19 protein-coding genes and 2 pseudogenes are annotated in these 21,857 nt (G+C 61.2%); 15 read left to right on the forward strand and 6 right to left on the reverse strand.

Annotated elements, in window-relative coordinates; translation table 11 throughout:
• Positions 1–28 precede the first annotated feature (28 nt).
• Positions 29–2,701, forward strand: coding sequence for a M1 family metallopeptidase (locus tag BJD12_RS19045; RefSeq protein WP_005996151.1), 2,673 nt, complete (start codon positions 29–31; stop codon positions 2,699–2,701).
• Between the two features lie 190 nt (positions 2,702–2,891).
• Here the strand turns inward: BJD12_RS19045 and BJD12_RS19050 are convergent, their stop codons facing one another.
• Complete coding sequence (locus tag BJD12_RS19050) at positions 2,892–4,214, reverse strand: Smlt3024 family type IV secretion system effector (RefSeq protein ID WP_042828490.1); 1,323 nt, start codon at positions 4,212–4,214, stop codon at positions 2,892–2,894.
• 25 nt (positions 4,215–4,239) lie between these two features.
• The gene (locus tag BJD12_RS19055; protein WP_042828489.1) at positions 4,240–5,103 is read right to left on the reverse strand and encodes a Smlt3025 familytype IV secretion system inhibitor; all 864 of its coding nucleotides are present in this window, start codon (positions 5,101–5,103) and stop codon (positions 4,240–4,242) included.
• Positions 5,104–5,287: 184 nt separating this feature from the next.
• Here BJD12_RS19055 and BJD12_RS19060 point away from each other — a divergent pair.
• Positions 5,288–5,679 (forward strand): annotated as a pseudogene (locus BJD12_RS19060) (TetR/AcrR family transcriptional regulator); the annotation flags it as partial.
• A 773-nt stretch (positions 5,680–6,452) separates the two neighbouring features.
• The gene (locus BJD12_RS19065) at positions 6,453–7,088 is read left to right on the forward strand and encodes a hypothetical protein (RefSeq protein WP_005996148.1); all 636 of its coding nucleotides are present in this window, start codon (positions 6,453–6,455) and stop codon (positions 7,086–7,088) included.
• A gap of 41 nt (positions 7,089–7,129) precedes the next feature.
• Here BJD12_RS19065 and BJD12_RS19070 read toward each other — a convergent pair whose 3' ends face one another.
• A complete protein-coding gene (locus tag BJD12_RS19070) occupies positions 7,130–7,348 on the reverse strand; it encodes a hypothetical protein (RefSeq protein WP_074059446.1) in 219 nt (72 codons plus the stop codon).
• 115 nt (positions 7,349–7,463) lie between these two features.
• Here BJD12_RS19070 and BJD12_RS25025 point away from each other — a divergent pair, with 115 nt between their 5' ends.
• The 10 genes and pseudogenes from BJD12_RS25025 (at position 7,464) to BJD12_RS19120 (ending at position 18,013) form a co-directional block, all read left to right on the forward strand.
• Complete coding sequence (locus BJD12_RS25025; RefSeq protein ID WP_005996146.1) at positions 7,464–8,705, forward strand: XVIPCD domain-containing protein; 1,242 nt, start codon at positions 7,464–7,466, stop codon at positions 8,703–8,705.
• Between the two features lie 105 nt (positions 8,706–8,810).
• A pseudogene (locus BJD12_RS25030) lies at positions 8,811–8,979 on the forward strand (MarR family transcriptional regulator); the annotation flags it as partial.
• Positions 8,980–9,123: 144 nt separating this feature from the next.
• Positions 9,124–9,387, forward strand: a complete 264-nt coding sequence (locus tag BJD12_RS19080) for a YlcI/YnfO family protein (RefSeq protein ID WP_005996144.1) — start codon at positions 9,124–9,126, stop codon at positions 9,385–9,387.
• 6 nt (positions 9,388–9,393) lie between these two features.
• Positions 9,394–9,702, forward strand: a complete 309-nt coding sequence (locus tag BJD12_RS19085) for a type II toxin-antitoxin system RelE/ParE family toxin (RefSeq protein ID WP_005996142.1) — start codon at positions 9,394–9,396, stop codon at positions 9,700–9,702.
• A 78-nt stretch (positions 9,703–9,780) separates the two neighbouring features.
• Positions 9,781–12,162 carry an EcoAI/FtnUII family type I restriction enzme subunit R gene (hsdR, locus tag BJD12_RS19090; protein WP_005996140.1) on the forward strand — a complete coding sequence of 794 codons (2,382 nt, stop codon included), beginning with the start codon at positions 9,781–9,783 and terminating at the stop codon, positions 12,160–12,162.
• Positions 12,163–12,243: 81 nt separating this feature from the next.
• Positions 12,244–12,861 carry a helix-turn-helix domain-containing protein gene (locus BJD12_RS19095; protein WP_228860952.1) on the forward strand — a complete coding sequence of 206 codons (618 nt, stop codon included), beginning with the start codon at positions 12,244–12,246 and terminating at the stop codon, positions 12,859–12,861.
• Positions 12,861–13,583, forward strand: coding sequence for a nucleotidyl transferase AbiEii/AbiGii toxin family protein (locus BJD12_RS19100; protein WP_005996136.1), 723 nt, complete (start codon positions 12,861–12,863; stop codon positions 13,581–13,583). The genes BJD12_RS19095 and BJD12_RS19100 overlap by 1 nt, the downstream gene beginning before the upstream one ends.
• A gap of 4 nt (positions 13,584–13,587) precedes the next feature.
• Positions 13,588–15,057: a type I restriction-modification system subunit M gene (locus tag BJD12_RS19105; protein ID WP_005996134.1), complete on the forward strand. Its 1,470-nt coding sequence runs from the start codon at positions 13,588–13,590 to the stop codon at positions 15,055–15,057.
• Positions 15,054–17,324: a restriction endonuclease subunit S gene (locus tag BJD12_RS19110; protein WP_005996131.1), complete on the forward strand. Its 2,271-nt coding sequence runs from the start codon at positions 15,054–15,056 to the stop codon at positions 17,322–17,324. The genes BJD12_RS19105 and BJD12_RS19110 overlap by 4 nt, the downstream gene beginning before the upstream one ends.
• A 386-nt stretch (positions 17,325–17,710) precedes the next feature.
• Positions 17,711–18,013 (forward strand): XAC0095 family protein, encoded by a 303-nt coding sequence (locus BJD12_RS19120; protein WP_005996129.1) that lies wholly within the window; start codon positions 17,711–17,713, stop codon positions 18,011–18,013.
• Positions 18,014–18,249: 236 nt separating this feature from the next.
• Here the strand turns inward: BJD12_RS19120 and BJD12_RS19125 are convergent, their stop codons facing one another.
• The 3 genes from BJD12_RS19125 to BJD12_RS19135 form a co-directional block, all read right to left on the reverse strand.
• Positions 18,250–18,648 carry a hypothetical protein gene (locus tag BJD12_RS19125; protein WP_005996127.1) on the reverse strand — a complete coding sequence of 133 codons (399 nt, stop codon included), beginning with the start codon at positions 18,646–18,648 and terminating at the stop codon, positions 18,250–18,252.
• Between the two features lie 119 nt (positions 18,649–18,767).
• On the reverse strand, positions 18,768–19,103 hold the full coding sequence (locus BJD12_RS19130) for a hypothetical protein (RefSeq protein WP_126936641.1): 336 nt from the start codon (positions 19,101–19,103) through the stop codon (positions 18,768–18,770).
• Between the two features lie 115 nt (positions 19,104–19,218).
• Entirely contained in the window at positions 19,219–19,848 is a 630-nt protein-coding gene (locus BJD12_RS19135; RefSeq protein WP_042828488.1) for a TetR/AcrR family transcriptional regulator, read from the reverse strand.
• Positions 19,849–20,028: 180 nt separating this feature from the next.
• Between BJD12_RS19135 and BJD12_RS19140 the strand changes: the two genes are divergently transcribed.
• Entirely contained in the window at positions 20,029–20,808 is a 780-nt protein-coding gene (locus BJD12_RS19140) for a histidine phosphatase family protein (protein ID WP_005996120.1), read from the forward strand.
• 1 nt (position 20,809) lies between these two features.
• Positions 20,810–21,694, forward strand: coding sequence for an NAD(P)H-hydrate dehydratase (locus BJD12_RS19145; protein ID WP_074059447.1), 885 nt, complete (start codon positions 20,810–20,812; stop codon positions 21,692–21,694).
• The last annotated feature ends 163 nt before the right edge of the window (positions 21,695–21,857 follow it).

Raw genomic sequence — 21,857 nt, forward strand, 5'->3', positions numbered from 1 at the left:
TCCACGCCCCCCTTAACGAGAATTCCCCATGCGTCTTCCCCTGGCGACCGCCATCGCGCTGGTCCTGACCGGTACTGCCCTGACCAGCCACCTCTATGCCGCAGAGCCGGCATCGGCCAGGACGGCAGCACCGGCCGCCGCGGCCATCACCACCCAGCTGCCACGCACCGCCAGGCCCAGCCATTACGCCATCGAGATCACCCCGCGTGCCGAGGCGATGGCCTTCGATGGCAAGGTCAGCATCGATGTGCAGGTGCTGGCGCCTACCGATGCCATCGTGCTGCAAGCCGCGGATCTACGCTTCGGCAAGGCCACGCTGGCCGCGGCAGGCCGCGCCCCGGTGGCGGCCAAGGTCACCACCGATGCCGACGCGCAAACCGCCAGCATCGCCACCGGCGCCGCACTGGCACCGGGCAAGTACGTGCTCACGCTGGACTACAGCGGCACGATCGGCACGCAGGCCAATGGCCTGTTCGCACTGGATTACCCCACCGCGCAGGGCACCCGCCGCGCGCTGTTCACCCAGTTTGAAAATTCCGATGCACGCCGCTTCGTGCCGGCGTGGGACGAACCCGATTTCAAAGCGACGTTCGATCTGGTCATCCATGCACCGGCCGGGCAGATGGCGGTGAGCAACATGCCGGTGGCATCGTCCACGCCAAGCGCCGATGGCCGCACCCGTATCGCGTTCCAGACCTCGCCGAAGATGTCCACCTACCTGCTGTTCGTCAGCCTGGGCGCCTTCGAGCGTGCCACCGTCACTGCCGACAACGGCACCGAGATCGGCGTAATCGCGCAGAAGGGAAAGGTGGATCAGGCGCAGTTTGCACTGGAGTCCGGGCGCGATGTGCTGCACGAATACAACGCCTACTTCGGCATTCCCTATCCCTTGCCCAAGCTGGACAACATCGCCGCGCCCGGCAACAGCCAGTTCTTCGGTGCGATGGAAAACTGGGGCGCGATCTTCACCTTCGAACGCTATCTGCTGCTGGATCCGGCCGTGTCCACCGTCACCGACAAGCAGGAAGTGTTCACCATCGCCGCGCACGAAATCGCGCATCAATGGTTCGGCAATCTAGTGACCATGGCGTGGTGGGACGACCTGTGGCTCAACGAAGGCTTCGCCAACTGGATGGAGGCGCGCACCACCGCCAAGCTGCATCCGGAGTGGGATATCGACAAGACCGGCCCGGCTTACAAAAGCCGCAACGCGATGGCGCTCGATGCCTACGCCACCACTCACCCGGTGGTGCAGCACGTAGCCACCGTGGAGCAGGCCAGCCAGGCCTTCGACGCCATCACCTACGACAAGGGCGAGGCGGTGATCAGCATGCTGGAAGACTATGTGGGCTCGGACAACTGGCGCACTGGCGTGCGGCAGTATCTGCAGCAGCATCAATACGGCAACGCGGTCACCGGCCAATTGTGGCAGCAGATCGACAAGGTCGCGCCCGGCAAGCACTTCATCGACATTGCGCACGACTTCACCCAGCAACCGGGTGTGCCGTTGATCAAGGTCAGCACCCGCTGCAATGCCGGTACCACCACGCTCACGTTGGAGCAGGGCGAATACACGCTCGATCGGCCCAGCAAGACACCGCTGACATGGCACGTGCCGGTGACGGTGCGCGACGGCGCCGGCAACACGCAACGCCTATTGGTGAACCACACCGCGCAGCTCAACCTGCCGGGCTGCGATGCCCCGGTGCTGGTCAACGCCGGCCAGAAGGGCTACTACCGCACGCTGTATACGCCCGCGCAGTTCAAGGCACTGGCCGCGCGCTTGCCGACGCTGCCAGTGGCGGACCAACTCGGCGTCCTGCTGGATACCGCGGCACTGGCAACGGTTGGCTTGCAGCCGGATGCGGACCTGCTCGATCTCACCGCCAGTTTGCCGGCCGATGCCGCGCCGGACCTGTGGAGGACCGTTTCCCGAACCTTTGTAGACCTGGATGACCTGTTCGACAGCGCGGCAGCCGACCGCACCGCCTGGCGCGCCTACGCGCTGGCGCGGCTGGCGCCGGTGTTCGCCCGCTATGGCTGGGACGAGCGGGATGGCGACTCGGCGCAGGTCAAGCAACTACGTGCGCAGTTGATCAAGTCCCTGGGTTCGCTGGACGACCCCGCGGTGATCGCCGAAGCGCAGCGCCGCTTCATTGCCTTCCAGGCCAACCCCGCCTCGGTGTCGCCGGAGTTGCGCAGCACCGTGCTCAGCATCGTCGCCCGGCATGCCGATGCCGCCACCTGGCAGGCACTGCAGGCAATGGCGAAGAAGGAAACCTCCGCGATGGTGCGCGATGAGGACTACCTCTATCTGGCGCAGGCCAAGGACCCGGCACTGGCAGAGCGCGCCCTGGCGCTGGCCCTCACCAGCGAGCCCGGGGCAACCAATGCCGCCAGCATGATCCGTGCGGTAGCAAAGCAGCACCCGGAGCTGGCGTTCGATTTCGCCGTTGCCCATCGCAATCAGGTCAACGCCTTGGTCGACACCACCTCGCGTGCGCGTTACTACCCCGGCCTGGCCGATGGCTCGTTCGACTTGAAGACCGTCGACAAGATCAAGGCATTTGCCGACAAGTACATCGCCCCCACCTCGCGCCGCGAAGCGGAAACCGCGATCAGCGCCATCCAGACCCGGGTCAAGCTGCGCGACCAGCGGGTGCCGCAGATCCGGGCGTGGTTGCAGGCGCGCAAGGCTTGATTGACGCGCGCTGTGCAGCCTTCGCTGCATCGGATGACAGCCCGGCGATGCCGGGCTTTTTTTGTGCGGATGCCGTGGGCTGCGTGTCTATGGCGGCGGGTTAGCCTGCATGTCGCCACGGCACGCTGACAGAGCGAGCGCCGCCGGGAGGTGCGGTCAGCACCCCGGCTGCCACTGCTCAGCATCGCGCTTACCCCATGCGTATCGACGCACTCTCACGCTGTCGGGTGTCCATCTCCTGCTGGCTCTGCGCCAACGCCTGTTGGCGATCGGTGCTGGCCACTTCCAGCTGCTGCAGCGATTGCTCCACCGGCGTCTGCACGGCCACGTCGGTCGGTATGTGGGCGCGCAGGTGCGCGGGGTTGTTCAACTCGCCCTGCACCACAAACACGTTGCGGCCGGCCGGGCTGTCGGCGGTCTGTTCGCTCAGCACCACATGGTCGGCCCGGTCCAGGTTGTTCTGGCGGGCGAGGGTCATCACGCTGGCGATGAGACGCTCGCTGTTCTCGTCCGGCGTGCGCCCGGCTTGCGCATCGATCGCGCTCACGCCCGCGCGTACCTGCTGCAGCAATGGGTAGTCCCGGTGATCAGGGCCGATATCGGCCAGTTTGGTGGGCGGCTGCGTCTGATCGCGCAGACCGTCGGCCGATGCCGTGAACGGGCTGCGGCTGATCGAGCGGTGCGGGTCGTCTTCGTGAAATTGCGTGGCTTTCTGCTGCCGTTCCAGGCGCACGGCGCGAGCATCGTCGAGTTCTGCGATACGGCCGGGATTGGTTTCTTCGCGCATGGAAAGATGCCCGCCGCCTGCGCTGACATTCACCCATTTGTGTTCTTTTTCGAAGTACATCGCATAGAAGCTGTTGCTGCCGATGACGTTGGGGTCGACGGCGGAGCGGCCTTCCAGCATCTGGATTGCTTCGGTCGTCCCGAGCTTGGCCAGGTATTGGCTGCCGGCTGCCAATCCCATCTGCGCAAAGGTCTCGTAGCCGGTGTTGCTGATGCGCGTGGCGCCGGCGTACTCGTTGTCGAGCATATTGGTCCAGATCTGTTCCAGCTTCTGGGGGCCGCTTTTTTCCAGGGCCGCTTGTAGGATGACGCGTGGGGTCCAGCAGTTGGGGTCGAGCTCATGGTCCAGGAAGGCTTGGTCGTGTGCTCGCATGACGTCCTTGCCGGGAAGGTTCAGGGCCATATCCGGACGCTCTTTGTCGAACCAAGCTTGTCGAAGCTCAAGATCCTTCTTGAGCAGCGTCTGCCCGAACTCTTCCCACTGGCGTTCGCTCAATTCAGCATTGGCAAAGCGCGAGCCAGTATCGTGCTGTGTCCTGGCATAGTCTTGCGCGTAATTGTTAGCCACTTGCCCTGGCAAGCTGTCGTTGCGCACTACGCCTAATGCCAGCGTCCCATAGCCGTCTGCTCCCTCAAGCTGCGAGAGATAGTTCCAATACAGCTCGCGATTGCCTTTATTTGCATAGTTCGAAAGACTTTCCAGATCTTGCTCATTCAATCCGCTCACCGGTTGCTCCCTGTAAATACGCTAATCACTGGATTTTAGTGCGGGCTAATACGTTTCTCACCGCATCTTCCATGCGCCTCCAATCCTTCAAAAATGCACGCTTGTAGTTGAGGCTGATGGAAAGTTTGTTTTCGATGTCAGAAAAGTAGTGGACGCAACTTGCAGCAACGGCCCCTTTTTCATGGACTACTTCAGATCCCTCCAGCTGAACGCCATCTGCTCGAAATTTTTTGCTGTCGCACTTGATGAACGTGGTCAAATTGCCGTTGGAGTCGCGCGCGACGTACCAGTCGTCCTCAAACGCAGGGTTGCGCGTCGGAGGCTCGCCGTGGTGGGCTTGATATGCTTTCACATAGGCCGCCATCTTCTCCTCATCAATGGCATAGGGCGTTAATCCGAATGCTTCAGGCTGTGCGATGCGGAGATCGAGCCGGGCGACAGGATTGCCCCGTTCAACTGAGCCTGCCTCTGTACGCCCATCGTTTGACGAGAAACGCTCCAGCAATGCCTCGATGGGAACACGGTCGACATAGTCGATCGACACGGAAATTTCCTTCCGGAAATCATTCGTACGCGGGTTGGCCCGCGCGCCGGGCGGGGTGGGGGGCATGTCCGGCCATTCGATGACCAGCGTCACGCCTTCGCCCGGCCATGGTGCGATCTGGCTATCGAGGTAGTTAGCGGGAATGCGGAAGATATGCGGCCCCAGCTTTACGTCCACCGGTGCATCCGAATAGGTGTGCCCGTTGATGGTGCGGCCGGTGGTGACGGTGCCTGACATAGGGGAAGTCCTTTTTTGTTCGGGTGATGGCGTCCGTGCACATGCACTGCCGGCCACAGCGACGGCGAGTGCAAGGGCCAGGCACCGGCCGGATGACATCATGTGCATTGGTCAATCCATTGCAGGGTTCGTCGCGAACTATAGGCAAATCACGATCAACGCGACAGCAAGGGGCTCAGCCATTGCATGTGCAGTGCGCCGCATGACATCGGAATGCGATCACGCGCTGCCAGCAGGAGATGCGCGCGGACACAAGGTCGGCAGTGCAGCGGCAGCTCGCCATGTGTGCTGACTCGACCGCTACGCGCAGACAGTTGCCATCCCGCTGCCGCAACTCCTGGACACCGCCCGACCGCTGGCCGACGCACTGGCCGACTTGCTAGAGCACGCCGCCCGCTGCTAAGCCGCAGACCCCGCTGCCAGCGGCTGCCTAGTACTGGAGGGTACGCGCAGCAACGACCCGCAGGCGCGCGAGGCCGCATGCGGCTTTCATGTCGCCGCCCAGGAGTTGATCCGCTCCCACATCGCCAGGCAGCGGCCGGAAGACGCGGACCGGTTGGCGGATTTCGTCAGCACCACCATGGCCTGGCTGTCCGCCAGCGCCCGGCATGGGCAGAGCCTGGAGCGTCTGCTGGCGAGCGCGCGGTGGGCGGGGAGGCGCTTCGGGTGGCGCTGCGTGGCTAGGCAGTGCGGGCGGGGGCAGAGGGCTTGCGGTGGTGTGAGCGCACCTGCTCGTTAATAGGGGTGCACTTGCCGCTACACGGTACGGTCAATCGGCAGGTGGTAGGAGACGGTAGTGATCTGCCGTCGCTCAGGCGAAGTTGTCGCTGGATGACTGGTGCGGCGAATCAGCAAGAGGGCAGGGCAGCGCCTGTGGCCCATCCATGTTCTAGGCTGGCTTTAATACGGGCCACTTCAACCTCCTTTTGCAATGCTGGTGATCACATGAAGCCGCACGCAGCGTGTCGGTTGAACGTTTCAAACTAACCGAATACTGTCCAACCTGGACGCTCGCGCTGAATCCCTAGTAGATGGCAGTGTTGCGGGATGCAGCGCTTATTTCGGTCTCACATAGGAGCGCCGCTGAGCCGGTTTCGTCTGCGATCGATCACTTGACCGAGCCTGCTCATACGGCCAAAGTCCGGGACGTTCGCCCTCTCCGTTCAAGGATGCCCGTGAAGAAGCTGACGCATTGCATCGTGGCGACCGCGCTGCTGCCCATCATGACGCTTGGGTGTGCACGGCTTTCGATGGAACAGGCTGCCGCAAAACCCCCAAGTGGTGCACACGAAGCATCGTCTTTTCCTCAGGCGCCTGCTGCCACGCCGTCACCTTGGGTTCCCTTCAAACTGGAACGGCAGATGGGCGCCGTCTGTGTGGACCGTACGCAATCACAGGACTCCTCGCCTGCGCCTTTGCTAAGGGACGGGTTTTGCAAGGGCCCGGCACCTGCGCATATGGCGGCTGCATTGCTTGCCCTGCCTGCAGATGCGGTCGATGCCTCGCCGCAAGCGCGCGAAGCGCGCCTGCGCGACGCCGTGTACGTGGCCGCACCGGGCTTAGGACGGCGCGCTGACTTCACCGTGGTGGCGGGTGATCTGACAATCCGTTCGTTTGAAAGTGCTGATCCCGACAAAACGGTGTACTTGGTCTGGCCGGTGAAATGTGGCGCGGGCGAAGCTGGCCTCGCGTGCCAGTCAGGTAAAGGGCGAAAGGCATATCGCGTAACCAAGGACGGCACCGCACGCGATGTCAGTGCAGCGGTGTTTCCGCCAGAGCCTAGCCTGACTGCAGAAGATGTTGCGCGGCAAAACGACCACGGCGGCTCGGAGCTTTTTCTGTTCGATGACAAGCTGCCCTTGGCGCCGACAATGCGATGGTTGATGGAATTCGATCCTGACCAGCCGCTGGCCACCGATGACCAGAAGCGCGTCGGGTCTTACGCCCATTTTGGTTTTCTTCGGTGGACAGGCGAACGCTTCGAGCTGGTAGAACGAGTCGCTAGAGCGCAGTGGCCGTGTCGCCAGCAGCGCACAGGCGAACAGGCATGTGCGGATTATCCAGATGGTGAGGACCGTTTCATCAGTGAGTGACCACTTCTGCAAGGAGCATCGAAATGGCGAGATCCAACGATTTAGACATCCGTGCGACTGCCGACCAGATTTCTGCGTTGTTCAACGCCAATCGACAGGCCGAGGCGCTGCGCATGCTTGATGTGCGCAGACAAGGCCAGGCAGAGATCGTGCGTGACGCACTGGATCGCTACGTCGGCGCAGCGTCCGCCGGTGCAATCGCCAATCAACAACAAGGGCCGGTCGTCGCTGCGGATGCCAGTGTGCTGCAACGCTTGCAACTAGCCGCGTCAAACCGTACAGGTGAGAGGTAACGAAGCCGCGCACGAGGCACTCTCGCGACCCAACGAGCGCGTGGTATTAGGCCTTCGCCAGGAAAACTCAACGCTTGCGGCCATGCAGGATCGCGCGCATGCCGGAAGCCTGCGTAGCGACGATCCGGCAACCCCTGCCATCAACGAAGCTCAGGGCGGCACGGGCGTCTACAACGACCGCCTGGTCGTACTGTGGAAGGATGCCGATGGAACGCGTCATACGCAGGTCGCCCAACAAGCAAACACCGAGCCGACTGCGCAGTACGATCATCATGCAGGCAACATGGGGCGGCGCCCGCGTGCGGAAGGCGGCATGGAGAACAGGACATTTGCACCGTCGCCAGGCTTTGAAAGCATCACCAGGCCCAGGAAGATCGAAGGCGAGGATGTCAATGCCGATGGCATCAGGGATCTCGGGCGCCTGAGTGAAGGCACCATCGAGATGCGGATGGGGCAGCACCCAAATCCCAGCCGGCCAGGCACCCAAGACAACGCATTACGCCCAAGTCAGGCGGCAGTCGATGCAGGGCGGGGCGGGGTACAGCGGGATAGCAATGCGGACGGCTGGTTTGATCAAGCCGATCTCAACGGTGTGCAAAATCTCAACGACACCTTCAAGATTCATCGCGGTTCCAGCGGCAGTACCGATTCGGCTGGCTGCCAGACAATTCATCCAGCCGAGTACGATGGGTTCATCGCGGCGGTTCAAGGCAACCCCGCGCAGACGCGCTGGCAATACGTGCTGACCAGCACCACACACGGGCCGGTGCGGGAGCAGCATCAGGACCAAGGGCGAGGGCGTGAAGGAGTACAGCCAGGGCAGGAGGAGCGGGGGCATCCGCCAGCCCAGCCGCAGCGGCAGAACGGCGGGCCTGCAGCGCCTATGCCTGGGAGGCCACGACAGGCAGACGCGGAAGACGCCCACCTCGCGCCTCATCCGTTGCATGCACAGGCTAGCACCTTGGTTGGCCGGTTGGATGCCAGCATGGGCCGCGCCAGCGATGCGCACAGCGAGCGGATGAGCGCCAGCCTGGCCCATCTGGCAAAGGAGCACGGGCTGGAGCGCATTGACCACGTGCTGCTGAGCAACCAAACGCAGCGTGCGCCGGCTGGTGCCGCCGTCTTCGTGGTGCAGGGCGAGCCCAGCAATCCGGCTCACTTGCGCGCCAGCATGCCCACCGACGTGGCCGTCAATACGCCGGTAGAGCAATCGCTGGCAAAGCTGCAAGAGCTAGATGCGCGTACGTTGGCGCAAGCGCAGAGTCAGGCGCAGGAGAGAGGGGTGGTGCAGGAAGAGGCTGTCAAGCCACGAAGCATTGGGTGAGAGCTTTTGGTGTTTTTGCTTTTGACCTGTAAACCGCTGCTCAAGGCAGCGTGTAGTTGAGACTGCCTGCACAAACACGCCGTTCGCCCCATCCCATATTCCGGAATGTGGAATGAGGCAGGCTTGGCTGTGGAATTGAAGCCCAAGGATCTAGTGGCGCCACACAAGCAGGTCGCCCAGGCGGGCCGGGCCTCGACCTGTCATCTCTTGGAGAGTACTGTGTATGAGCGCTTCTCAGGTGCGTCGCAGCGTCAAGCGCGTGGTGGCATCTGGCACATGCAAGCGTTGTGTTTCAGCGTCCACGGCCCATTGCGTCGGCGTAGATGCGTCACCATCGGATTAGGTCTGCAAAGAAAACCTTGAAGCACCGCCGCCCGCTTGCGATGATGCATCGCAATTGCAACGCACTGGGCCTGCCATGAAATCCGCATCTCTTCCATCGCTCCGGGTAGACCCGGCGCTGCGCGAAGCGGCCGAAGCCGTGTTGCAGGAGGGCGAAACGCTTTCCAGCTTTGTCGAGCACTCCGTGCGCGCTCAGGTGCAGCAGCGGCAGCAGCAGGAAGCCTTCATTGCCCGTGGGCTGGCCTCGCGCGACAGCGCCAAGGCGTCTGACCGGTATATCGACGCTAAGGACGTGCTGGCCGGGCTGCAGTTCCAACTGGACAAGGCGCGCAAGGGCTAAGCCAACGTGGGATTTTCTGTCCGCTTCACTCAAGAAGCGCGCGACGATCTGGCGCGCCTTTACGACTGGCTGCTCCAGCGTGCTGAAGGCGACCTCACCGTGGCCGAGCGCGCGCTGCAGGCCATCCGCGATGGCGTCACTGTGCTTGAACTAGCTCCTCTGAGCTGCCGTAAGGCAGGGGTAGCAGATCCGTTCCTGCGAGAACTGGTGGTCGGCTTCGGTGCCAGCGGCTACGTGCTGCTGTTTGAGGTGGAAAGCGATCGGGTCGTCACCGTTTTGGCAGCCAGGCATCAGCGAGAAGACGACTATCATTAGGCGGCGAGTCAATCGATAAGTGGCGTCTGTGCCTGGGCGCGTCGCCAATTGCGGGAAGATGGAGACACAGGGGATTGAATGGACAAGTCGTCGTTAACCGAGCGCGATATCTGCACGAAATTCATCATTCCCTCGATCGTCGCTGCCGGCTGGGATCTGGATCTCCAGGTGCGCGAAGAGGTCGCTTTTACCAAGGGGCGTGTCGTCGTTCGCGGCAAGCTGCACAGCCGGGGGTTGGCGCGTCGTGCCGACGTCGTGCTGTATCACCGTGCCAATCTTCCTTTGGCCGTGATCGAGGCAAAGGACAACAAACATACCGTTGGTTCCGGCATGCAACAGGCACTGGGATATGCAGATGCGCTGGATGTTCCTTTTGTGTTCTCAAGCAACGGCGACGGATTCCTTTTCCACGATAGAACCGCAACCGGCGACAAGGTCGAATCCGAATTGACTTTGGACCAATTTCCTTCGCCAGAGGAACTGTGGCGTCGCTATTGCCTCTGGAAGGGGCTTGGTGAAGACGCGCGACAGGTGGTCGAGTCTCCCTACTACGATGATGGCAGCAGTCGCTCGCCGCGCTACTACCAGATCAATGCGATCAATCGAGCGATCGAAGCTGTGGCCAATGGTCAAAACCGCATCCTGCTGGTGATGGCCACCGGAACCGGCAAAACCTATACCGCTTTCCAGATCATCTGGCGGCTTTGGAAGTCGCGCCAGAAGAAGCGCATCCTGTTCCTGGCTGATCGCAACATCTTGGTGGATCAGACAAAAAACAACGATTTCAAGCCGTTCGGCACGGCGATGACCAAGATCACCAAGCGCCAGATTGATACGTCCTACGAAATCTACCTGTCCCTGTACCAGGCGGTGAACGGTGTCGAGGACGTCAAGAACATCTACAAGCAGTTCTCTCGGGAATTCTTTGACCTAGTTGTCATCGATGAATGTCATCGTGGCAGCGCGGCCGAGGATTCTGCGTGGCGGGAGATCCTGGAGTATTTCTCTGGTGCCACGCATATCGGCCTGACCGCAACGCCAAAGGAGACCAAGGAGGTCTCTAGCAGTACTTACTTTGGAGAGCCCGTCTACAGCTACACGCTGAAGCAGGGCATCGATGACGGCTTCCTGGCACCGTACAAAGTGGTGCGCATCGACTTCGATGTCGATCTGCAGGGCTGGCGGCCACCCAAAGGGATGCGCGACAAAAACGGCGAGTTGATCGAAGATCGTATCTACAACCTGCGGGATATGGATCGCCAGCTTGTGGTCGAAGCGCGGACGTATCTGGTCGCGCAGAAAGTCACCGAATTCCTCACTGCCACCGGTCCATTCCAGAAGACCATTGTTTTCTGTGACGACATCGATCATGCCGAGCGTATGCGCCAGGCCTTGGTGAATCTCAATCCGCAGCGTGTCGCGGAAAATCGCAAGTACGTCATGCGCATCACCGGCGATGACAACGAAGGAAAAGCCGAGCTCGACAATTTCATCAATCCGGAAATGCGCTACCCCGTCATCGCGACCACCAGCAAGCTGATGACGACCGGCGTTGACGCGCAAACCTGCAAGCTCATCGTGCTGGACCAGCACATCCGGTCGATGACCGAGTTCAAGCAGATCATCGGTCGCGGGACGCGCATCAATGAGGACTACGGCAAGTACTGGTTCACCATCATGGATTTCAAGAAGGCGACCGAACTGTTTGCTGATCCATCGTTCGATGGAGACCCGGAGGTGATCTACAACCCCTCGCCCAATGACAGTCCGGTACCGCCTGAGATCGGGGGCGGAGAGGGTGGCGACAGCGGTGTGATCAGCGATCCTCCAGATGGCGGCGATGACGTCACCACCGGAAGTGAAGATGGGCCGAAGCGCATCAAATACGTCATCGACAAACTGCCAGTATCGGTCGTGGCCGAGCGCGTCCTGTATTACGGATCCGATGGCAAGCTCATCACCGAGTCGCTGCGCGATTACACCCGTGAGCGCGTCCTGCGCCAGTTCGCATCGCTTGATGACTTCCTGCGGCGCTGGAGCGATGCCCAGCAGAAGAAGGCCATCATCGATGAGCTGGCCACGCAGGGCGTGTTATGGGAAGAGCTGGCCGGCGAGGTCGAGAAGAAACTCGGCCAGTCGCTCGATCCGTTCGACCTGATCTGTCACGTGGCCTTTGATCAACCGCCGCTGTCGCGCAGGGAGCGGGCGGAGGGTGTGCGCAAGCGCAATTACTTCGCCAGGTATCAGGGCAAGGCGCGGCAGGTACTCGAAGGCTTGTTGGACAAGTACGCCGACACCGGGGTGGAGCACATCGAGGACATCAGGATCCTGCAGCTTGATCCGTTTCGTACCCTTGGAGCACCGGTCGAACTTGTGGCGGCCTTTGGCGGCAAGACGAATTACCAACGGGCCATCCTTGAACTGGAAAGCCAGCTATATAGCAGTGCGGACGTTGCCTGACCTGCGTTCCATAGTATCCTTGTCCTCTGTTTCAGGACAGGGGACGGGCCCTTTCCGTTACTCATGAAAAGTCAAGACATCGTGCTCTTGCTGAAGCTGGTCAGCCTTGAGCGCCAGCAATCGGTCCCTGTAGGCGGCGAGAAAGCAGCGCTCGGCATTCCCGATGACTGGCGCGGCTGGGCCATGTCGGCGGCTCAGGAGGATGAAGGGGCGAGCGGCTTGGCCGAAGATGCGTTCTCCGTGCGCGGCCTTGAGGAGTCCACCGGCATCAGCAAATCGGAAGTCAGTCAGGCGCTCCGGCGTTGCGCGGACGTGGGATTGGTCCTGGCCGAGCGCGGCAGTGGCATCCCGCGCGCCAATACGCGCGCCCTGCTGGGCTTTGTGATGAACGGGCTGAAGTATGTGTTCCCGGCGCGTCCGGGCCCGATTGTCCGCGGCATTCCTACGGCACACGCAGCGCCCGTGCTGGTCGATCGTCTGTTGTCCGCGGGCGAACACATCTACGTCTGGGAGGACGGCTACGGCAGCGAGCAGGGCCAGCGCGTGGAGCCGCTCTACAAGAGCGTGCCGCGTGCCGTACGTCGCGATGCGGAGCTGTACGCCATGCTGGCGCTGGTGGATGCGATCCGGCTGGGGCGTGAGCGTGAGTCGGCGCTTGCCGCCAGTGTGCTGACCCAATACCTGCGGGAGGTGCCGTAATGGGCACGCCTGGAAACTGGGATATCCAGCAGCACATGCTGGCACGCGTGGCCGAAGCGCTTGGGCCGGATCTGCTGCTGGAAGTCGCCTTCGTCGGCGGCTGCACCACCGGTCTGCTGATGACAGACGCGGTAAGCCGGGAAGCTGTTCGCTTTACCGAAGATGTCGACTTGATCGTGCACGTCCTGGGCTTGGGCAGTTGGTACCGCCTGCAGCAGGTGCTGGCCGGTAAGGGCTTTCGCACCTCGCCCAACGACGACGTCGTCTGCCGCACCCGCCTGCGCGATCAACATGCCAGCGACCTGATCGTTGATTTCATGCCTGATGACGCTGCCGTCCTTGGCTTCAGCAATCGCTGGTACGCCGATGCGTTGCGTGAGGCGTACGATCACGCACTGCCGGCAGGTGTGACGATCCGCGTGGTCGCTCCAGCCTACTTTCTGGGCACCAAGCTGGAGGCCTACCGGGGTCGCGGCAACCGTGATCCATTGGCCAGCCGGGATATCGAGGACATCCTCAATGTCGTGGATGGCCGCGCCAGCCTGTGCGATGAGGTCGCGCAGGCGTCCACGGCATTGCAGCTGGATATCGCCCAAGGGATCGCCGAACTCCTGCGCCACCGCGACTTCAGCTATGCCGTTCAGGCCACTTCCAACAACAACCGCCAGCGCGAGGAGTTGATCTTCACGCGGCTGGACGCACTTGCATCATTCAACAGGTAACACGATGTCGATCAGCAGCACCATCAAATCCATCCAGGACATCATGCGCAAGGACTCTGGCGTCGACGGAGACGCCCAGCGCATCGGCCAGCTGGTGTGGATGTTGTTCCTCAAGATTCTCGATGACCGTGAGCAGGAATGGGAGCTCATCCACGAGGACTACCGTTCGCCGTTGCCGCAGCGCCTGCGTTGGCGCAATTGGGCGGCCGATCCGGAAGGGATCACCGGTGATGAGCTGAAGAACTTCATCGATATCGACCTGTTTCCCGAGCTGCGCGATCTGACGCCTCGCCACAGCAAGCCGCTGGGCTTTGTCGTGCGCGATGTGTTCCAGGACGCCTACAACTACATGAAGTCCGGGCAGCTGATTCGCCAGGTGCTCAACAAGATCCAGAGCGGCGTGGACTTCAACAAGGCGCAGGAGCGCCATGCCTTCGGCGACATGTACGAGCAGTTGCTGCGCGACCTGCAGAGCGCCGGCAACGCAGGCGAGTTCTACACACCGCGCCCGGTGACCGAGTTCATGGTGCGCATGGTCGACCCCAAGCTGCATGAAAAGGTGATGGACCCTGCCTGTGGCACCGGCGGCTTCCTCACCTGCGCCATCGAGCACAAGCGCCAACGCTATGTGCGCACCTCCGAGGACGAGGCCATCCTGCAGGCCAGCATCTTCGGCGTGGAGAAGAAGCCGTTGCCGCACCTGCTGGCCACCACCAACATGGTGCTACATGGCATCGAGGTGCCCAGCCAGATCAAGCACGACAACACCTTGGCGCGCCCGCTGATCAGCTGGGGGCCGGGCGAGAGGGTCGACTGTATCGTCGCCAATCCACCGTTTGGCGGCATGGAAGAAGACGGCATCGAAAGCAACTTCCCCGCCGCCTTCCGCACCCGCGAAACCGCCGACCTGTTCCTGGTGCTGATCATGCACCTGCTCAAGGACGGTGGCCGCGCCGCCGTGGTGCTGCCCGATGGCTTCCTCTTTGGTGAAGGCATCAAGAGCCGCATCAAGGAAAAGCTGCTGACCGAGTGCAACCTGCACACCATCGTTCGCCTGCCCAATGGTGTATTCAACCCCTACACCGGCATCAAGACCAACCTGCTGTTCTTCACCAAGGGCACGCCCACCAAGGACGTGTGGTTCTACGAGCACCAATACCCGGCTGGCTACAAGAGTTACTCCAAGACCAAGCCCATGCGCATCGAGGAGTTCGCCACCGAGGAGGCTTGGTGGGGCAGCGAGGCAGATGGCTTTGCCGCACGGCAGGAAAATAAGTTTGCCTGGAAGGTCAGCTTCAAAGAGCTGCAAAGCCGTAACTGGAATCTCGACAGCAAGAACCCGCACGTCGGCCAGCAGATCAGTCACGACCCGAACCAGCTGCTGCGCAGCTACGCCGCCCTGCAATGCGAGATTAGTGAGCTGCGTGACCAGCTCAAGGCGGTGCTGGCCGAAGCGCTGGAGCGCCGGGTATGACGGCGCTGCTTACCGGCAACCTGCCGCTGCTGGCAGGCGCGCCCAATGGCATCAAGAAGCTGCGCGAGCTGATCCTGGAACTGGCGGTGCGTGGCAAGCTGGTGCCGCAAGATCCGAGTGATGAGCCGGCCAGCGAGTTGCTTAAGCGTATTGCCGAGGAGAAGGCGCGGTTGGTGGCGGAGGGAAAGATTAAGAAACAAAAGCCGCTCGCTGATATCAGCGGGGATGGGGTGCCGTTTGAACTTCCGGTGACCTGGGAGTGGGCTCGTCTTGGCGAAATTACCAACTTTGGTATTACTGTCAAAAAAGAAGAGATTCCAGAGGATGCCTGGGTGCTCGATCTGGAAGATATTGAAAAAGACACCTCAAAACTTTTGCAGAAGGCTCGTTTTAAAGAGCGAAATTCGCTTAGCGACAAAAATTTTTTTAATAAAGGTGATGTCCTCTATGGAAAACTACGGCCGTATCTAAATAAAGTTTTGGTGGCTGACGAAGACGGATTTTGCACAACTGAGATTCTGCCTTTCAGATGCTACGGTCCTTTTTTAGCTAACTACTTCATGGGTGCGCTGAAAAGTCCGTACTTTCTCAGATATGTGAATGCTAGAAGCTACGGTATGAAAATGCCTAGGCTAGGAACCGAAGACGGTAGGCAAGCCTTATTTCCTCTTCCCCCGCTCGCCGAACAGTACCGCATCGTCGCCAAAGTCGATGAGCTGATGGCCCTGTGCGACCGGCTGGACGCCCGGCAGGCCGATGCCGACAGCGCCCACGTCCAACTGGTGCAGGCGCTGCTGGACAGCCTGACCCAGGCCCGAAATGCCGAGGATTTTGCGCAAAGCTGGCAGCGGCTGGCCGAACACTTCCACACCCTGTTCACCACCGAACCCAGCATCGACGCCCTCAAGCAAATCCTGCTGCAACTGGCGGTGATGGGCAAGTTGGTGCCGCAAGATCCAAGCGATGAGCCAGCCAGTGAGTTGCTTAGGCGGATTGCTAAGGAAAAGGCGCTGCTGGTGGCCGAAGGCAAGATCAAGAAGCAGAAGGTCCTGTCGGAAATTGAGAAAGACGAGGCTCTTTTCGAGCTGCCAAGCAGCTGGATCTGGACGAGATTTGGGAATGTCTGCGCAATCAAAGGCGAGCTAGTTCGCCCCGAAGATTTCCCGTCATTACGCCAGGTTGCCCCTGACTGCATTGAGAAAGGAACTGGCCGCCTCACTGACAACAGAACAGTGAAAGACTCTGGCGTCAAAGGCCCGAACAGTCGATTCTTTGCCGGACAGATTGTCTACTCGAAGATCCGCCCGTCGCTTTCTAAAGCCGTTCTAGTTGATTTCGACGGGCTTTGCAGTGCGGACATGTACCCAATAGATGCGTTTATTAACTCGGAATTTCTACTTAAAGAAATTCTATCTGCGGTTTTTCTTGAGCAGGTTAGGGTCGCAGAAAATCGAATAAAAATGCCAAAACTCAATCAGGAAAGTATGGCGAATTTTGTGCTGCCGATTCCCCCCCTAGCCGAACAACGCCGCATCGTCGCGAAAGTCGATCAACTGATGGCGCTGTGCGATCAACTCAAAGCTCGCCTCGGCGAGGTCCGCCAAGTGCATGGGAGCCTTGCCAATGCATTGATTGGCCAAGCTTTAAATGGTGAAAAGGAGTCAGGCGCCGAGGTTGTTGACTTCAGCGCTTACCTTATTTCAAAGCTCGCGCCACAACGCACCTTTGGGCGCGTGGCACATATGAAGTTGCTGTTTTTGGCGGATTCCCATCTGGGCTTGGGTTTGATGGATGGATATCGTCGCCATGCTGCGGGTCCGCTCGATACGACGATTTATCGAGTGGAGGAGCGTGCCGCCAAAGAAGGACTGTATTCGACCTCGATCGAGGTGCTGAAATCTGGGCAGGAAAAGGTCTCCTATCACATCGGGGATAATGTCAATCGTTCTGTCGGAGTGACGGCTGCCGCACTCGGCGTTGCTCGGAAGGAGTTGGATCGCCTTATCGCGTTATTTGAAGGGCGTAAGACGGACGATCTGGAGGCTGTCGCAACGCTATACGCGGTCTGGAACGATGCGCTTGCTGGGGGGCTTCGTCCCAATGACGAGTGGTTGATCAACGAGTTTCGCAGCAACTGGCATGAGGCAAAGGAGCGCTTCACGCCGGATATCTTAGGTAAGTGGCTTGGTTGGATGCGCGATCATGGACTTGTCCCGACGGGTAACAGTGCGGTGACGAAGTCACAGGCAGCTTTCTTGTTCAATTGAATCTGTGGTGCGCTAGGCACGGTCTGATGGCAACGAGTCGGGTGAGCTCCGACGGGGAAACCTCGTTGCCGCTGGCCAATGATGCGTTTTCCAGCTCACAGCGGCGTTCGTTATCCATGCTTGACGTATGGATTTTTCGGTAGCAGTCTTGCTACACGGAGCCTCGAAACTCCCCGTACAGCGGTACCCACCTCCGACAAACCGGTGGGTTTTTTGTGCCTGTTTGTTTAGGGGCGCAACCGACGTGATGCCTGCGTCGGGAGGGCGGCTAATACAACACCCGCAAGGGGAATACGCCCGCCGGCTGTACGCGGTTTCGAGCCTCCCGACTTCCCGTCCGTCGCCTTGCGGCGGGCGGGCTGATTCCATGGAATGAGGAGCAGGCCATGTCGGACGTTATACGAGATGCGCAGTCACACCCGGGCTATTACCTGCCAGAAGGCGCGCAGCACCGTTTGCAGCAGCTGCGCGACCATATGCGTTTTTTGGCGCGCCTGGCGCAGCCGCGCACGCAGGCCGAAGAGCGGGCAAGGCAGCCTGCCATCTGCATGGGCGAGTTGGCGTTCTGCCTGGAGTTACTGGCCGAGCAGGTAACGCAGGCACTGGCGCAGGTACAGTGGCCCGCGCACCTTGAGCCCGATCCTGCTGGCAACGCTGCCGACGCCGGGGAGGTTGCAAGAACCGATTAGTGATGGCGTTGCCGCGCACACGGAAACACGCAGTGCTGATCTATAGGTGATGCGTTTGCTTTCGGCGTCAAAGCGAAGCAGGTAGATGCGCTGGATCAGTTGCTCACCATTGCCGCCCATGGCGATGTGCCCGCCACCGCCACCGCCACCGCCACCGCCAACGCCGATCGGCTGGGGCGCTGCGCCGCAGTGTCGGCCGGCTGTATCTGCAGTGCGTTGTTATCCGGGAAAGGCGATCAGTATTCCGCTAGTGAGCCTGTACGCCAGTATGCTTTGCCTTTGATCGTGCGTTTGTCGAACTTGAGCGTGCCTCGCTTGCCTTTGATTTCCAACGTGAACGACGGCGGCAAGTCGGTGCGTTCGGGGTTGGTGAAAACGATGCGCATGTGGTTGGCAGTTGGCTTGAAGTACCACTGCGTGCTTTCCGATGGAAGCCCGCGTGATGCAATGTCCGGCCAGGTCATGACCAGGCCGCCGATGCCACCAGGGCCGCCTCCGCTATAGACCAGAAAGCTGTAGCCGGCGGTACCTGTTTCAAACGACAGGACATCGCCGGTGGCGCCAGCGGACGTACTTGTCAGCACGGCGATCAACAAGATCAGACTGGTCCATAGACTGCGTATGTGTGTTTTCATCGTTCGTCCCTGCGATGGATCTCTATTGTTTGCCGAGTCGCTACGGGTAGGCGTAAGGACCCACGATCCAGGATGCACTGCCTGGAATGACCTGCTTGCCAATTGTCAGGCGACCACTTCTACCCTCTATCTCGACTGTAAAACAGAGGGGGGTATTTTGGGTCGCCTGGATTGACGAATTTGGCGCTTGCGCGGGTGTGTTCCTTATCCATGTGGTACTTCGCGCCAGTGAAAGGCAGGTCACTGTGCTCATAGCCGGGCCAGCGGATCATGGCGCCGGCGATGCCGTCGTTTTCTTTGCTTCCACCACCGACATACAGTCCGACTTCGTATGTGCTGTCAGCGCTTCGAAAGGTGACGACCGTACTTATGGCCAGTGCAGGAGTGCTGGTAAGCGCAAACGCCAGGAGCAGCGTGAGCAGCATCGCCACCTTGGGTGTGATTCGATTTCGCATCGACATCCTTCCTTGGTATGAAGCTGGATCTTATCTGATCTGAATTTCGGAACCGGCACGGACGCACAGCATTAGCTGCGCAATCGCAGCCGGCCACGCCGCACGATGCAGCCGATCACACCGGCGCAGACTTCAAAATCCCCGACAAACTCTCCCGCAGGATCAACTGCAAATGCATGCGGTTGAGTTCCATGCCGCTGGTCATCACGCTGTGCAGGCCGCCGCACATGGCGGCGACGGCGAAGACGCGGGCCTGGAATTCCTGTTCGCTGCTGGCCGGGTCGGCGTGGCCGCGGAGCAGGCGCTTGAGCAGGGCGCTGAGGTGTTCGATCAGCGATGCGCTCTGCCGGCGCATGAAGGCGGCCAGCACCGGGTCGCGCAGGGTGGCCAGGTGCAGTTCCAGGTCGATGCGGGTGCGCTTGATGTTGATTTCCTGCAGCAGCCAGTCTTCGAGCAGGCCGGCGATGAAATCCACCACGTGCACGTTGGCCGGGCGCTCCACCAGCCACATCTGGCGGATGGCGCGCATGTAGTTGCGCTCCAGCAATGCGCGCACCAGCGCGTCCTTGTCTTCGAAGCGTTGCAGCAGGCTGCCGCAGCTGACCCTGGCGCGTTCGGCGATCAGCTCGAAGCTGGTGGCGCCCAGGCCAATCTCGTCGATGCACTGTTCGGTGGCGTCCAGCACCTCTTCCAGGCGCAGTTCTTCGCGCTCTTTCGCCGTGCGTAGCAGCAGAACGTTGGACATGGGGAGCGGGTCGGCGGGGGGGCTGCAGTATAGCGGCGTTGCGTTATCCATCCGTTGCGTTCGCTTGGCGATAGGCCATTGGTCATGGGTGTTGCGTGCGCTGCGTTGCAGTTTATGCAGCTGTGGTGATCAACCGTTTTTTCACGGCCGCTGTGCGACATGTGAGGTTCGTTGCAGGAGATGCATGTGAGTGAGAACAGTGCGGTAGCCGGTGTGTCGGCGCAGTGGCCGGCGCGGTTGTGGGTGGCGCGGCATGGGCAGAGCGCAGGCAATGTGGCGCGCGATGTGGCCGAGGCCAGCGGGGCGGCGCTGATCGAGTTGGAGCATCGCGATGCGGATGTGCCGTTGTCGGAATTGGGGCAGCGCCAGGCGGACGCCTTGGGTGCGTGGATGGCGGGCCTGCCCGAGCAGGAGCGGCCAACCTTGATCCTGAGTTCCACCTATGTGCGCGCAAGGCAGACCGCTGCGGCAGTGGCGCGGGCGTTGAGCCAGCCAGCCGATGCAGTGAGCGTGGACGAGCGGCTGCGCGAGAAGGAATTTGGCGTGCTCGACCGCTACACCACATCCGGCATTCTTGCGACGTTTCCGGAGTTGGCGGAGCAGCGCAAGTTGGTGGGCAAGTTCTACTTCCGCCCACCCGGTGGCGAAAGCTGGTGCGATGTGATCTTTCGCCTGCGCAGCATCGTCGGCGATCTGCAGCGCAACCATGTGGGTGCGCGTGTGTTGATCGTGGGGCACCAGGTGATCGTCAATTGCTTTCGCTACCTGATCGAGCGGATGGACGAGGCCACCATCCTGGGCATCGACCGAGAAGGCGATGTGCCCAATTGCGGGGTGACCGAATACGTTGCCGCGGCCGATGGGCAATCGCTGAAGCTGGTGCGCACCAAGTTCGTGTCGCCGGAACTGGCGCAAGAGCCGGTGACCACCGAGTCCGATCGTCCGGCAGGGGCGCGCTGACATGGCGGCGGCACGCGTGCGGATGCTCACCGCAGCGGCATTGCGCGCGATGCCGCTGCCATTGCCCGGTGGCGACAAGGAACAGCGTGGGCGCGTGCTGATTGTGGGTGGCTCGATGCGTGTGCCAGGCGCCGCGTTATTGGCTGGCGAGGCGGCCTTGCGGGCGGGCGCGGGCAAGTTGCAGATCGCCACGGCTGCAGGCATTGCACCGGGGATGGCGTTGGCGGTGCCGGAAGCGCTGGTGCTGGGGTTGGGGCAGAACGCCCAGGGCGAGATCGTGCGCGGGCATCGTGCGATGGATGCGGCCATGGCTGCGTGCGATGCGGCGGTGATCGGGCCAGGCATGGTGTCAACCGGCACCACCGCTGCGCTGGTCAAACGTGCGATTGCGCAGGCTGTGTGCACGCTGGTGCTGGATGCTGGCGCGCTGTCGCCACGCTTGCGTGCACCGCCGGGCCGCCCGTTCGTGCTGACGCCGCATGCCGGTGAGATGGCCACGCTGGCCGGAGACGACAAGGCGGCGGTGGAAGCGGCGCCGGGCGAGTACGCGGTGGCATTTGCGAAGAAGATGCGCAGCGTGGTGATCGTCAAGGGTGCCGACAGTTTCATTGCCGGGCCTGACGGTGCGCTGTGGATGCATCGTGGCGGCGTGCCCGGACTTGGGACGTCCGGCTCTGGCGACACCCTGGCCGGCGTGATTGCAGGGTTTGCGGCACGCGGGTGCGATGCATTGACCGCGGCGTTGTGGGGCGTGTTTGTGCACGCGGCTGCGGGCAAGCAGTTGTCGAAACGGATCGGGACAGTCGGGTTCCTGGCGCGCGAAATTCCAGCGGAAGTGCCGGGGATTCTGGATCGGTTGGCGAGCGGGTCTGCAGCGCTTACGTAGCCCTCGCCCGCGAGAGAGAGGGGGCGAGGGTAGAGTGCGTAGTCGTCCTGCAGCGTCGGCGTTGTCGCGTCGTGTGCTGCGTTACGTTACCCAGATTGCGCGTGCGCATGTCCCCTCATCCGGCGCTGCGCGTCGGCTTCTCCTGAAGGGGGAATGCACCTTT

It is taken from the genome of Xanthomonas vesicatoria ATCC 35937, from assembly GCF_001908725.1.
Taxonomy (GTDB): Bacteria; Pseudomonadota; Gammaproteobacteria; order Xanthomonadales; family Xanthomonadaceae; genus Xanthomonas; species Xanthomonas vesicatoria.